Consider the following 13,070-nt stretch of genomic DNA (forward strand, 5'->3'; position numbering starts at 1 on the left):
ATGAAGGCGTCATGGTTACAGCCGTAACTGTTTCGTGTTCCTGTTGAACGGACCCAAGTTACTCATGAACAAGCCCTTTCTGCTTGCGGCCAGCAGCCTTGCGCTGGTCCTGACCGCCTCCGGCCCGGCACTGGCCCAGACCGCTCCCGCCACATCTGCCGCCCCCGCCGCCACTGCCGACACCGGCGACTGGGGCCGCGCCGGCCTGCAGACCCAGTGGATCGATCGCTCGGTCCGGCCGGGGCAGGACTTCTTCCGCTATGTCAACGGCAAGTGGATCGACCAGTTCGAGATCCCGGCCGACCGCACCGGCTGGGGCTCGTTCCACCAGCTTGCGGCGCTGTCGGAAACCCGGGTGCGCGCGATCATCGATGATCTGGTGGCGAGCAAGCCCGCCCCTGGCAGCAACGAGGCGCGGCTCCTCGCCGCCTACAGCGCCTTCATGAACGAGGGTGCGATCGAGCAGGCCGGCCTCGCCCCGGCCCGCCCGGTGCTCGACCGGATCGCCGCCGCGCGCTCGGCCGACGATCTGCTTGTCCTGTTTGCCGCGCCCGGCCTGCCCAGCCCGATCAACGGCAGTGTCGATGCCGATCCCAAGCAGAGCGACCGTTACGTCCTGCAGCTCGACCTGGGTGGTCTGGGCCTCCCCGATCGCGACTATTATCTGTCGGACAACCCCCGCTTCCCGCCGATCCGGGCGCAGTACAAGGCTTTCACCGCCATGCTGCTGGGCGAGGCCGGAATCGCCGATCCGCAGGGCATGGCCGAGCGGATCTACGCGCTCGAGACCGAGCTGGCCCGCGCCGCCTGGGATCGCACGATCACCCGCGATCCGGACCTGACCTACAACAAGCTGACCATGGCCGAGGTGGCCGCGCTGCCGGGCGGCGCCGATCTCGCCACGTTCATCCGGGCCTCCGGCCCGGGCGCCGCGGCCGCCAGCGTGGTGACGATCAGCGAGCTGCCGCTGACCCCGGCCGAGGTCGCCCAGGCGCGCCTCACCCCGGATGAGCTCAAGGCCAAGGTCGGGGGCGGGTTCCCGGCGGCGCTGGCGCTGATCCGCAGCCAGCCGGTCGAAGTGTGGAAGGCCTGGCTCGCCGCGCGGTTCCTGTCGGCCCATGCTTCGGTCCTGCCGCGGCGCATCGACGATGCCAACTTCGCCTTCTACGGCAAGCTGCTGTCCGGCCAGCCCGAGCAGCGCGCCCGCTGGAAGCGCGGTCTCGATGCGGTCCAGCGCCAGCTCGGGGATCTGCTCGGCCAGATCTATGTCGCGCGCTATTTCCCCGCCGCCAACCGGGCGGCGATGACCGACCTGGTCGGCAACCTGCGCAAGGCGATGGCTGCCAACCTGGCCGAGCTCAAGTGGATGGGGCCAGAGACCCGCAAGCAGGCCGAGGCCAAGCTGGCGGCCTTCACGCCCAAGATCGGCAGCACCGACCAGTGGAAGGACTATGCCGGGCTGACCATCACCGCGACCACCGCCTTCGCCAACGACATGGCCGCCGCGGAATGGCATTCCGCCTTCGCGGACAAGCGGATCGGGCAGCCGATCGACCGCAGCGAGTGGTACATGCAGCCGCAGACGGTGAATGCCTACTACAGCCCGCAGCGCAACGAGATCGTCTTTCCTGCCGCGATCCTCCAGCCGCCGTTCTTCAATCTCTCGGCCGATCCGGCGGTGAACTATGGCGGGATCGGCGCGGTGATCGGGCACGAGATGGGCCACGGGTTCGATGATCAGGGCGCGAAGTTCGATGGGACCGGCAACCTGCGCGACTGGTGGACCGCGGCTGACAAGCGCAACTTCGTGGCCCTTACTGACCGGCTGGTGGGGCAGTACGACAAGCTCTGCCCGTTCGACGGCGGCAAGACCTGCGTCAACGGCAAGCTGACCCTGGGCGAAAACATCGGCGATCTCGGCGGGCTCAGCCTGGCCTACCGGGCCTACAAGCTCTCGCTCGGGGGCAAGCCGGCTCCGGTGATCGACGGCCTGACCGGTGACCAGCGCTTCTTCATGGGCTTTGCCCAGGTCTGGCGGTCGAAGTACCGCGAGGAGACCGCCCGGCAGCTGCTGCTGGTCGATCCGCACTCGCCGGCGATGTACCGGGTCAACGGCATCGTCCGTAACTTCGACGAATGGTACAAGGCCTTCGGGGTCAAGCCGGGCGACGCCCTGTACCTGCCGCCGGCCGAGCGCATCCGCATCTGGTGACGGCGCGAGAGCGCAGGGGGCGCTGATCACGGCGACCCCTGCGCGTCCCCCGGGTCAGGCGAGGGAGGACAATCCTGAGGCCGGGGTGTGCAGCCCCGGGACCCTCGGGACATTTGCGCAATCCTGACCGGCGCACCTTGCCAGTGCCTCCCTCGCCCGGCATGACCCGGCGCCATGACGCAGACCATCACCGCCGTCCTGCTCGGCATCGTCGAGGGCCTCACCGAATTTCTGCCGGTGTCCTCGACCGGCCACCTGATCCTTGCGACCGAGCTGTTCGGCTTCGACGCCGATCACTGGAAGGTGTTCAACGTGGTCATCCAGCTCGGCGCGATTCTGGCCGTGGTGGTGCAGTACTGGCGCACGTTCTGGGCCGTGGGCATGGGTCTGCTCCGGCTCGAACCGCTCAGCCTGGCCTTCCTGCGCAACCTGCTGCTGGCCTTCCTGCCTTCGGTGGTGATCGGGCTGGCCGCCAAGCGCTATATCGACGTGCTGCTCGGCAGTCCGCTGGTGGTCTGCGCCGCGCTGGTGCTGGGGGGCTTCGCGATCCTGGCGATCGAACAGAGAGCCAGGCCCGGCCCGGCGACCGGGATCGGCCAGTTGCCCGCGCGCCAGGCGATCGGGGTGGGGCTGGTCCAGTGCATCGCGATGATCCCCGGCGTCAGCCGCTCGGGGGCGACGATCATGGGCGCGCTGGCGATGGGGATCGAGCGCCGCACCGCCGCCGAATTCAGCTTTTTCCTGGCGATTCCGACCATGCTCGGCGCCACGGTGCTGGAGCTGCGGGACAACGGCGCGGCCCTGATGAGCGGCGCGGGGCCCGTGGGCTGGAGCGAGATCGCGATCGGCTTCGCGGTGTCGTTCGTGGTCGCACTGGCGGTGATCAAAGGCTTTGTCGCCTACGTCAGCCGCCGCGGCTTCGCGCCCTTCGCCTGGTATCGGATCGTCGCCGGACTGGCCGCGGGCGCCTTCCTCCTGCTGCGCTGAACCCCGTCCCGCCGCACCGTGCGGCCCGGGATTCGTCGCCCCTCGAGGAACCGTCCTCTTTCCCGGGACTTTCACTGCAGACAGCGACTTGCCGTCAGCAGCACAAGGAAAAGGTCATGGGCCTCATCATTCTCATCATCGTTGGCGGCATCCTCGGCTGGCTTGCCGGCATCGTGATGCGCACCGACGGCCAGCAGGGCGTCCTTCTCAATGTCGTCGTGGGGATCGTTGGGGCCGTGCTGGCCGGGTTCATTCTCAACCCGCTGATCGGCGGTGGCAACATCGTGTCCGGGGACTTCTCGGCCAGCGCCCTGCTGATCTCGTTCATCGGCGCGGTCGTGCTGCTCGCGATCGTCAATCTGGTGCGCCGCGGCTCGGTCCGCTGAGACGCGACATCCTGGCCGGCGTTAAGGCGGTCGCAACACTTTCGTCGTCTTTTCGCGCTACCAGCGGGACCATGCCCTGATCTCTCGCAAAAGGGGCAGGGCAGCCGGGGTGTCGCGGCTCGGCGCCAGTTCGGTGATTCGCGAATCGGGCGAGATCAGGCCCGCTGCGATTGAGAATGCCGCCGATCGCAACGGGCGCTGTTGGGCCCGCGGCGGTCCGGTATCAAGGCCGACGGGATGCGCATATCCCGTCGGCCTTGACTTTCGGGTGATTCCCCCGCAGAGGCCGCAACCTTGCCGGGCGGCGCTACGCTAGCGCCGCTCGATCCGTTTACACTGCTTGCTTAGGAACGCGTCGCCATGGCGAAGCCCGCAACCGTCAAGATCCGGCTGGTCTCCACCGCCGACACCGGCTTCTTCTACGTCACCAAGAAGAATCCGCGCAACACGACCGAGAAGTTCGTGTTCAAGAAGTACGATCCGGTCGTGCGCAAGCACGTGGAATTCAAGGAAGCGAAGATCAAGTAAGCCGCGTGGCCCGGTTCCCCGGAACCGGGCAGGTTCACGCCGAGTTCAAGGCCCATCCGCAAGGAGGCGGCATGAACAGCTTGATCGTCCCAGTCCGCGCGGCCCTTGGCCGCATCCTTTCCGGCGCCGCGGTTTCCGCGGCGCTTTGCCTGTCGGCCCCGCTCGTCGGTGCCCTGGCCGGCCCCGCCCCGGCGGCGGCGCAGGGTGCGACCGACCTTGATCTGGCGGTGGGCGCGCTGCGCGCGATCACCACGCTGCAGGCCGACTTCCAGCAGACCGACCGCAATGGCCAGCGCGTTGCCGGCAAGCTCACGCTCAAACGCCCGGGCAAGATCCGCTTCCAGTACCAGCCCGGCGTGCCATTGCTGATCGTCGGCGATGGCAAGGCGCTGACCCTGGTCGACTACGAGGTCAAACAGGTCCAGCGCTGGCCGATCCGCAACAGCCCGCTCGGCGCGCTGCTCGATCCCACCCGCGACGTGAAGCGCTTCGGCACGCTCCAGCCCAGCAGCGACCCCGCGATCGTCTCGATCGAGGTGCGCGACCGCGGCCACCCGGAGTACGGCGTGATCACCCTGATCTTCCAGCGCAAGGCCGATGCCCCGGGCGGGCTCGAGCTGGTCAGCTGGGTCTCGCTCGATTCGCAGAACCGGCGCACCACCATCCGGCTCGCCAACCAGCGCTATGGCATGGCCGTCGACGACAACGCGTTCCGCTTCAACGATCCCCGTCCCGCCACCCGTCGATAGCGCGCAACGGCTCATCGCCGTCCGCCCCATTTGCGCGACAAAGGGCGACAATTCTGCCGGTTTCGTTCACCGGGGAGCAAGCGAGCAGCGGCTAGACAGGTTCTCGACAAGGCGATCGGAAGCGGGTTTCCCCCCTGTTGCCCGAGCTTCCCTGGTGGTTGCCCTGTCACAGCGTGACGAACGCGACAAGGAACCCTCGTGCCACTGCCCCCGGCACGAGGGTTTTCCTTTGTTCCGGTGCGGCCATGCTGGCCGACGCCCTGACCATGCCATCCGGAAACCGGGAGCGCGCTTGGGCACTGGAAAACCGCGGCGCCGCTCCCTAAAGCCGGGCGATGATTTCGATCGCCACCTGGAACATCAATTCCGTCCGCCTGCGCGCCGATCAGGTGGTGCGCTTCCTGCGGCAGGAAGCCCCCGACGTGCTCTGCCTGCAGGAGATCAAGTGCGCCGAGCACCTGTTCCCGCACGAGGTGTTCGAGGCGGCGGGCTATGCCCACCGCGTGGTCCACGGCCAGAAGGGCTATCACGGCGTCGCCACGCTCAGCCGCATTCCGCTGCGCGAGATCGCCCGGCATGACTGGCAGGACAACGGCGAGGCCCGCCACATCGGGGTCGAACTGCTCGGGCCGGGCCAGGGCCTTGTCCTCGAGAACGTCTATATCCCGGCCGGTGGCGACATTCCCGATCGCGCGGCCAATCCCAAGTTCGGCCAGAAGCTCGATTTCCTCGCGCGGATGACGCGCTGGGCCGAGACGATCGACCGGCCGACGCTGATCGTCGGCGATTTCAACATCGCCCCGCTCGATTGCGACGTCTATGATCACAAGGCCCTGCTCAAGGTGGTCAGCCACACCCCGCTCGAGGTGGAGACGCTGCAGCGCTTCGCCGATGCCCACGGCTGGGTCGATCTTGGCCGCAAGCACATTCCGGCGCCCGAGCGCAACTGGACCTGGTGGTCCTACCGCACCTACTGGCAGGAGAAGGACCGCGGCCGCCGGCTCGACCACATGTGGGCTTCGCCCGCGCTGGCGGCGCAGTCGCGTGCGCATCGCTTCGTCGAGGAGACCCGCCGCTGGGACCAGCCGTCCGATCACGTGCCGCTGGTCACGGAGTTCGCTCTTTGACCGTTGATCCGGCCGGCGCCCCCCGCCGCGTCGCGCTCGCGCTCGATGCGCTGCGCCACGGCTGGGCCGTGCTGGTCGACGGGACGCTCGCCCTGCTGCCGGCCGAGACCGGCTTCGGTCCCGGAGCGACCGCGCCGCACATGCTGATCTCGGCCGCGCGGGCGGTGACGCTCAAGCTGGCCAACCAGCGCGAGGCCGCCGTGCCCGAGGCGCCGGTGCTGATCCGTGCGGCCGCGCCGTTCGACCTGGCCGAGGCCCGCGTCCTGGCCGATCCTGCGCTCGACCTGACCCATCCGTTCAAGGGTCCGTTCCGCGCCGAACCCTTGCCCGATCCGGTCGCGGCGGCGACCGCGATGGAGCTGGCCCGGCTGGCCGGGATCCTGCCGGCCTTCCTGGTCCTCGCCGCGGTGCCGGACGAGGTCCAGGCCGTGGGCACGGCCGACCTCGCGGCCTGGCGGGACACCGCACATCTCGTCATCGCCAGCCGCGCCCGGCTCCCGGTGGCGGCCTGCGAGGAGGCCGAGATCGTCGCCTTCCGTGCCCGCGACGATCTGCGCGAGCATGTCGCGCTGGTGATCGGCACCCAGCGCGGCGACCGCGCGCCGCTGGTGCGGCTCCATTCCGAATGCCTGACCGGCGATATCCTCGGCAGCCTCAAGTGCGATTGCGGGCCGCAGCTCCACGCCGCGCTGGCGGCGATGGCCGCCGAGGCGGCCGAGGGCGGCTGGGGCGTGCTGCTCTACCTGCGCCAGGAAGGGCGCGGGATTGGCCTGGTCAACAAGCTGCGCGCCTACCGGCTGCAGGACCTGGGTTTCGATACGGTCGATGCCAACAACCGGCTTGGCCTGCCCACCGAGGCGCGCGATTTTCCCGTGGCGGCGCGGATGCTCGAGCTGCTCGGGGTCGCGGCGGTCCGGCTGATGACCAACAATCCCGCCAAGGTCGCGGCGCTCGAAGGCGTGGGGGTGACCGTGGCCGAGCGGGTGCCGCACCAGCTGCCCGCCAACCCCCACAACGCGCGCTATCTGGCCACCAAGCGCGACCGGACCGGCCACCTGCTGGGCTAGCCGGTCCGGCGCGCGGGCGGCGTCAGAACGCCGGCCAGAGCAGGCCGAGCAGCACGGCGCCAAGCGCCGCGGCAACCGCGAGGCCGCGCAACCAGTCGGCCAGGCGGAGCCGGTCGAGGTGATCGGCACGGAACTGGCAGTAGGCTGCGGTGACGTCCGGATTGCTGGCGATCAGCCCGACATCGAGCGCCGAGGCTTCGGTGGTGAAGTAGTTCGTCAGTTCGGCGAGGGCCGCCGGGTTCAGATGGGGATAGCGCGCCAGTGCGCGCTCGATGTCAGCCCGGCGCGCGGCGCGGGCAGCTTCGGATTCAGCCATGGATGGGCTCCTGATGCTTGCGGGGGAAACGGCAAGGATCAGGCGTGGGGCGGGGCGCGGGGTCCGGCTGAGGGGGGCAGATAGGGGAAGGGCGGAGGGCCGGTCGAACGCGGCCGCATCCAGGGCTGGGGCTGCCGGGCGGCCGCCTCGCGGGCCAGCGGCCGGGGCATCGCATAGGGCCGCGGGGGCAGCGGCATGGCCAGTCCGGGCTGCGCCTCGGCCTGCTGCGCTCGGGCCAGCGCCACGTCGACTGTCGCGGCACTGAACGCCGATCCGCGCTGCGGCGTGAACGGCGCGCTCACCGGCGCGAGCGCCTGCAGGCAGGCCGCGGCGAGCAGCAGCAGCGCCAGCCCTGCGAACAGGCGGCGGCGCAGCGCGCAGGGGACGGCGGGCAGGCTCATGCCCCGCCGCCTATCGCCGGGGGGATGCGCTGGCAAGTCGCGGCGCGGTGGGTCAGTCGGTGCCGGTGTCCTGGGGCGGCCGGCCGCGGCGCGGCGGTGCGGTGCGTCCCGGATGGATCCCGCGCCGCCCGAGCGCCTCGCGCAGCAGCACCTCGACCTGCGCGTTGACCGAGCGCAGCTCGGCCGCGGCGAGTCGTTCGAGCGCGGCGTGGAGTGCCGGATCGAGCCGCAGCGGGAAGGACTTGCGGGCAGGGCCGGTCATGCGCGGGCGCGGCCGGGCCTACTGGTACAGGGTGCCCGTGTTGAGCACCGGCTGCGCCTCGCGCTCGCCGCACAGCACCACCATCAGGTTGGACACCATGGTCGCCCGCCGCTCGGGGTCGAGTTCGACCACGTTCTTCTCGGACAGCTGGTTGAGCGCCATCTCGACCATGCTGACCGCACCTTCGACCAGCTTCTTGCGCGCGCTGATCACCGCCTCGGCCTGCTGGCGGCGGAGCATGGCGCCGGCAATCTCGGGGGCATAGGCCAGGTGGGTCAGGCCACAGTCATCGACCGTGATCCCCGCCACGGCGAGACGCTGGTTGAGCTCGTCGCGCAGCTCGGCCCCGACCTGCTCATGGCTGCCGCGCAGGGTGACCTCGTGGTGCTCGATATCGTCATAGGGATAGCGCGAGCCGATCGATCGCACCGCGGATTCGATCTGGACGACCACGAAGGCCTTGTAGTCGTCGACGTCGAACAGCGCCTGGGCCGTGTCGGCCACGCGCCACACGACGTTGCTGGCGATCTCGATCGGGTTGCCTCGCAGGTCGTTCACCTTGAGCTTTTCCGAGACCATGTTGTTGGCCCGCACCGAGATCCGGGTCTTGCCCATCCACGGCCAGACCCAGCGCAGCCCGGCATTGCGGTCGGTGCCGCGATAGGATCCGAACAGGGTGATCGCTGCCGCCTGGTTGGGCTGGATCATGTAGAAACCCTTAGCGATCACGATCAAGGCCAGCGGCATCAGCACGATCGAGCCAAGGAAACCGGGCACTGCGTCGTCTCCGGGCGCGGCGGTGCCGAAGGTGGTGATGCGCAGCACCAGCAGGAAGGCCAGGGCCAGGAAGATCACCAGCATGAGATAGCCGCTGGTGCTCCAGGCCACCCGCTCGCGGGTCGAGGCCATCGGATCACCGGACAGGACTTGGTCGCCAGACATCGCCGTTCTCGCTTTAAATATGATATCGTATTTATATCACCAGCGTCGGTATTCGGTCAATCGCAACAAAACATTACAGAACAGACGTCCGATATCCGACTGTGCTGGGCTATACCGTTGTGTACGGACCGGGCCCCTCTGGCGCGGCATCGTGACAACCGGTTCACCTCCCCCCGACCCCGGTTGCCATGGCCTGAACAGGCAGATGCCACGTGATGTCGGACCGTATCGGATGCTGTCGATGCCGGACCATGGGCTTCCCCATCATACCCCTCCCCGGCATCGGCACATCCGATTGAAGCACGCCAGTTGCGAAGAGGAGCTAAACCCATGTCCAGCTACGCCTACCGTCTGATGGAGCGTCACCAGCAGCTCGATGCCGAACTGCGCGAGGCGATGGCCCAGCGCGCCGTCGATCCGACCCGGATCGTCCGGCTCAAGAAGCTCAAGCTGCTGATCAAGGACCGGCTCAGCCGGCTGATGCACGGCGCGGCGCACCGCGTCTGACGCGGTGGCCCGGCCGCGGCCGTCCGCCCGCCGGCTCCGGGCCGTGGACCAGGCTCAGAGCCGGCGGATGACGGCGAGGAAAGCCTCGCCATAGGCGGCCAGCTTGCGGTCGCCCACGCCGCCGATCCGGCCCAGCTCCGTCAGGCTCTGTGGCCGGGTCGCGGCCATCTCGCGAAGCACCGAATCGTGGAACACCACATAGGGCGGTACCCCGGCCTCCTGGGCCAGTTCGCGCCGCAGCGCGCGCAACGCGTCGAACAGCGGATCGCCGACCGGGTTGGCGGCACTGCCGCTGGCATCCCGGCCCCGCCGCGTTTTTTCCCGGCGCGGCGGCACCACCACCAGCACCGCATCGTCGCCCCGCAGGATCGCCCGCGCATCCCCGCCCAGCATCAGTCCGCCGTGTTCGGTGGCGAGCAGCGCGCCGCGGGCCTGTAGCGCCCGCGCCAGCGGCCGGAGCAGCTGCGCCTCCTCGCCGGTCACGATCCCGAAGACCGACAGCTGGTCGTGCCCGCGCTCGAGCACCCGGGCATCGTTCGCGCCGGTCAGCACCTTCTCGATATGGCCGAGGCCATAGGACTGGCCGGTGCGGTAGATCGCCGAAAGCAGCTTGCGCGCCGTCTCGGTCGCGTCGACCACGCCCGGCGCCTCCAGACAGTTGTCGCAGTTGCCGCAGCCCTGCGGCGGGTCCTCGCCGAAATGGCGCAGCAGGATCGCGCGGCGGCAGCCGGCGGTCTCGACCAGGCTGGCCAGGGCATCAAGCCGCTGCCGCTCGCCCGCCTGCCGCTGCGGCTCCACCTCGCCCAGACGCTGGCGGGCGCGGGCGAAATCGTCGGCGCCCCACAGCATCACCGCGACCGACGGATCGCCGTCGCGCCCGGCGCGGCCGGTTTCCTGGTAATAGGCCTCGATCGACTTCGGCAGCCCGGCATGGGCGACGAAGCGCACGTCGGGTTTGTCGATGCCCATGCCGAAGGCGATCGTCGCCACCATCACCATGTCCTCGCTCGCGACGAAGGCGGCCTGGTTGGCAGCGCGGACCTCGGGCGGCAGGCCGGCGTGGTAGGCCAGGACCGGCCGGCCGGTGCCGGCCAGGGCCTCGGCCAGCCGCTCGACCTGGCTGCGGGTCTGGGCATAGACGATCCCCGGCCCGGGATTCTCGCCCAGCAGGCGGGTCAGCTGGCGCACCGGCTGGTCGCGCGGCTGGATCCTGTAGCGGATGTTCGGGCGGTCGAACCCGGCAACGATCAGGCCTTCCTCGGGGATGCCGAGCTGGGCGAGGATGTCGGCGCGGGTGTGGGCGTCGGCGGTGGCGGTCAGGGCCAGTCGCGGCACCGCGGGAAACTCGTCGAACAGCGGGCGCAGCAGCCGGTAATCAGGGCGGAAGTCGTGGCCCCATTCGGATACGCAGTGTGCCTCGTCGATGGCGAACAGCGTCAGCGGGGCGCGGCGCAGCAGCTCGCGGAAATGCGGCTGGCTGGCGCGCTCCGGGGCGACGTAGAGCAGGTCGAGCGCGCCGGCGCGGAACCGCTCGATGGTCTGTTCGCGGTCAAGGTCGGCGCTGGTCAGCGCCGCCGCGCGGATCCCGTTGGCCTCGGCCGAGCGCAACTGGTCGTGCATCAGCGCGATGAGCGGCGAGATCACCACGCAGGTGCCTTCGCGCAACACGGCCGGGAGCTGGTAGGTCAGCGACTTGCCGGCCCCGGTCGGCATGACCGCCAGGGTCGAGCGGTCCGCCATGATCCGGCGCACCACCTGTTCCTGTACCCCGCGGAACGCGTTGAACCCGAAGGTCGCGTGCAGCGCTTCGTGCAGGACACTGTCGGCGGGGGGCGCCGTCGGGGGCGGACTCGGAGGCAGGGCAGGCACGCGCCGCCTATGGCAGATGCCTTGCCGGGAAGGAATGCCCGGCGCGGAGAGCGGGGGGAAAGGCTCCGCGCCGGGCTCCGTGCCGCCCCGGCAAGGGGGCGGCGGAGGGGTGGGACGGTTGGCGGCTCAGCGCAGCCGGTCGCGCGCCCGGCACTGATGGAACTGGGCTTCGACCCCGCCGCCAGTGGCCTCGGCCAGCACGCCCAGGGCCGCGTCGAGCCCGCGCTGGGCGAGGGCGGCAATCGCCGGCTCGGCCGGGGCGCCACGCTCGCTCGCCAGGGTCTTCAGCGCGCGCGCGATCTCCTGATACTCCACTTGTGACAGCCGGGCCGATTTCCATTCCTCGCGGCGTTCGAAGGCACTGTTCAGTTCAAAGCTCATCCCGATCTCCACGCAGCGCTCGCTGACCGGGGCCAGACTAGGCGGCCGTGGTCGCGAGCGGATTAAGGCGAAAACCAGCAGTTTTGCGGAGGGACCGGCAAGACTTTGCCGCCTAGGGCCAGACGCCCGTGCCGCCCGTCAGCCGGTCGATCAGGCGCTCTTCCGGGGCGCTGAACGCGCTGCGCCGGCCGCGGTCGGCCGGGTCGACCGCCGTGGTGAAGTAAACGAGGCCGCGTCCGCTCAGCGGATCGAACCACAGGCCCGAGCGCAGGCCATAGGCATCGCCCGAATGGCCCAGCCGGGCGCGCCCGTCGCGGAACAGTCCGTCGTGGCAGCCCGGTCCGCCCTCGCCGAGTCGCTGGAGCGCCAGGCCATAGGCGCAGAACAGCCCGGTGGCCGTGCCATCCTCGTCGAGGCCGTTGCTGCCGTTCAGCCGCCACTGCGGCGCGGGCAGCAGGGCAAGGCTCTGCGGCGAGAGGAAGCCGTCCCCGCCGCGCGCGAGCATGCGGCCGATTCGCGCCAGCCCGCGCATCGCGATGCGCAAGCCGCCCTGGGGCGAGAACAGCGCCCCGTTATCACCCGGGCGGTAGGGCGCCAGATCGCAGGCCGCCCCGTCCGCCAGGCCGACCGGACAGGGCCTCGCGCCGCGCAGGTCGTCGCGCGCGACCTCGCCGCCAGCGCGGTACAGCACCACGGCCCGGCGCACCGCCGCAGGGCTGCAGCCCGACCAGTTGAAGCAGGCATCGAGCCGCAGCGGGGCGAACACCAACCGCGTCATCAGGCGGTCGAACCGTTCGCCGGTGGCCCGCTCCATCACCGCCGCGATCACCGGGAAGTTGAGGTTGGTGTAGTGGAACCAGTCACTGCCGGGCGGATGGACCGGGTCCCACGCGCGCGGATCGGCCAGCCGGCTCCGCAGCGTCTCGCCCAGCGGTACCAGATAGTCCGCGCCGTCGGTCAGGCTCGAGCGGTGCGACAGCAGCAGGCGCAGCGTGATCGGGCGATCGGGAAAGGCCGGGTTGCGCAGCGGCCAGCCGAGGTAGGCCGAGACGTCGCGATCCAGTTCGAGCTGCCCGGCCTCGACCAATCGCAGCACGCCCAGCGCGGTGATCAGCTTCGAAATGCTCGCCACGCGCACCGGATCGTCCGCGGTCACCCGGCGCCCGGTCGCCCGGTCGGCGAGGCCCTCGGCGAGCAGCGGGCGCACGCCATGACGGTCGAAGGCCACGGCCACGGTGGCCGGTACCGCGCTGGAGGCTGGCGCGTCCGGCGCGGCGCGGGCCGTGGCGGCGCAGAGCAGCAGCGCAAGGGACATCAGACAGCGCATGGCCCGCAG

The 13,070-nt window shown here is 70.0% G+C and carries 15 protein-coding genes; 8 read left to right on the plus strand and 7 right to left on the minus strand.

The annotated features are described in order from the left end of the window. Positions 1–64: 64 nt before the first annotated feature. The 7 genes from H7F53_RS13900 (at position 65) to ribA (ending at position 7,056) form a co-directional block, all read left to right on the plus strand. Entirely contained in the window at positions 65–2,212 is a 2,148-nt protein-coding gene (locus H7F53_RS13900; protein WP_185680106.1) for a M13 family metallopeptidase, read from the plus strand. Between the two features lie 174 nt (positions 2,213–2,386). After that, positions 2,387–3,199 (plus strand): undecaprenyl-diphosphate phosphatase, encoded by an 813-nt coding sequence (locus H7F53_RS13905; RefSeq protein WP_185680107.1) that lies wholly within the window; start codon positions 2,387–2,389, stop codon positions 3,197–3,199. A 116-nt stretch (positions 3,200–3,315) separates the two neighbouring features. Further along, positions 3,316–3,585: a GlsB/YeaQ/YmgE family stress response membrane protein gene (locus tag H7F53_RS13910; RefSeq protein WP_185680108.1), complete on the plus strand. Its 270-nt coding sequence runs from the start codon at positions 3,316–3,318 to the stop codon at positions 3,583–3,585. Positions 3,586–3,945: 360 nt separating this feature from the next. Then, positions 3,946–4,113: a 50S ribosomal protein L33 gene (gene rpmG, locus H7F53_RS13915; protein WP_068089980.1), complete on the plus strand. Its 168-nt coding sequence runs from the start codon at positions 3,946–3,948 to the stop codon at positions 4,111–4,113. A 71-nt stretch (positions 4,114–4,184) separates the two neighbouring features. Continuing rightward, positions 4,185–4,862: a LolA family protein gene (locus tag H7F53_RS13920; protein ID WP_185680109.1), complete on the plus strand. Its 678-nt coding sequence runs from the start codon at positions 4,185–4,187 to the stop codon at positions 4,860–4,862. A gap of 335 nt (positions 4,863–5,197) precedes the next feature. Further along, positions 5,198–5,989: an exodeoxyribonuclease III gene (locus tag H7F53_RS13925; protein ID WP_185680110.1), complete on the plus strand. Its 792-nt coding sequence runs from the start codon at positions 5,198–5,200 to the stop codon at positions 5,987–5,989. Continuing rightward, positions 5,986–7,056 carry a GTP cyclohydrolase II gene (gene ribA / locus H7F53_RS13930; RefSeq protein ID WP_185680111.1) on the plus strand — a complete coding sequence of 357 codons (1,071 nt, stop codon included), beginning with the start codon at positions 5,986–5,988 and terminating at the stop codon, positions 7,054–7,056. The genes H7F53_RS13925 and ribA overlap by 4 nt, the downstream gene beginning before the upstream one ends. Positions 7,057–7,078: 22 nt before the next feature. On the opposite strand, the gene H7F53_RS13935 is transcribed toward ribA, so the two are convergent. From H7F53_RS13935 to H7F53_RS13950, 4 genes are read right to left on the minus strand one after another with little or no spacing between them, the layout of a single operon-like run. Next, positions 7,079–7,372 carry a hypothetical protein gene (locus H7F53_RS13935; RefSeq protein ID WP_185680112.1) on the minus strand — a complete coding sequence of 98 codons (294 nt, stop codon included), beginning with the start codon at positions 7,370–7,372 and terminating at the stop codon, positions 7,079–7,081. A 38-nt stretch (positions 7,373–7,410) separates the two neighbouring features. Beyond that, positions 7,411–7,773 (minus strand): hypothetical protein, encoded by a 363-nt coding sequence (locus tag H7F53_RS13940; RefSeq protein WP_185680113.1) that lies wholly within the window; start codon positions 7,771–7,773, stop codon positions 7,411–7,413. 52 nt (positions 7,774–7,825) lie between these two features. After that, entirely contained in the window at positions 7,826–8,035 is a 210-nt protein-coding gene (locus H7F53_RS13945) for a type II toxin-antitoxin system antitoxin (protein ID WP_185680114.1), read from the minus strand. 18 nt (positions 8,036–8,053) lie between these two features. Further along, positions 8,054–8,977, minus strand: coding sequence for an SPFH domain-containing protein (locus H7F53_RS13950; protein WP_246438910.1), 924 nt, complete (start codon positions 8,975–8,977; stop codon positions 8,054–8,056). Between the two features lie 330 nt (positions 8,978–9,307). Here H7F53_RS13950 and H7F53_RS13955 point away from each other — a divergent pair, with 330 nt between their 5' ends. Next, positions 9,308–9,484 (plus strand): DUF465 domain-containing protein, encoded by a 177-nt coding sequence (locus tag H7F53_RS13955; RefSeq protein WP_185680115.1) that lies wholly within the window; start codon positions 9,308–9,310, stop codon positions 9,482–9,484. A 54-nt stretch (positions 9,485–9,538) separates the two neighbouring features. Here the strand turns inward: H7F53_RS13955 and recQ are convergent, their stop codons facing one another. From recQ to H7F53_RS13970, 3 genes are all read right to left on the minus strand, one after another. After that, positions 9,539–11,344, minus strand: coding sequence for a DNA helicase RecQ (recQ, locus tag H7F53_RS13960; RefSeq protein WP_221773750.1), 1,806 nt, complete (start codon positions 11,342–11,344; stop codon positions 9,539–9,541). Positions 11,345–11,479: 135 nt separating this feature from the next. Then, on the minus strand, positions 11,480–11,734 hold the full coding sequence (locus H7F53_RS13965) for a hypothetical protein (RefSeq protein WP_185680117.1): 255 nt from the start codon (positions 11,732–11,734) through the stop codon (positions 11,480–11,482). A 112-nt stretch (positions 11,735–11,846) separates the two neighbouring features. Then, positions 11,847–13,061, minus strand: a complete 1,215-nt coding sequence (locus H7F53_RS13970; RefSeq protein ID WP_246438911.1) for a serine hydrolase domain-containing protein — start codon at positions 13,059–13,061, stop codon at positions 11,847–11,849. Positions 13,062–13,070 lie beyond the last annotated feature (9 nt).

Source organism: Novosphingobium piscinae (genome assembly GCF_014230355.1).
GTDB classification, from domain to species: domain Bacteria; phylum Pseudomonadota; class Alphaproteobacteria; order Sphingomonadales; family Sphingomonadaceae; genus Novosphingobium; species Novosphingobium piscinae.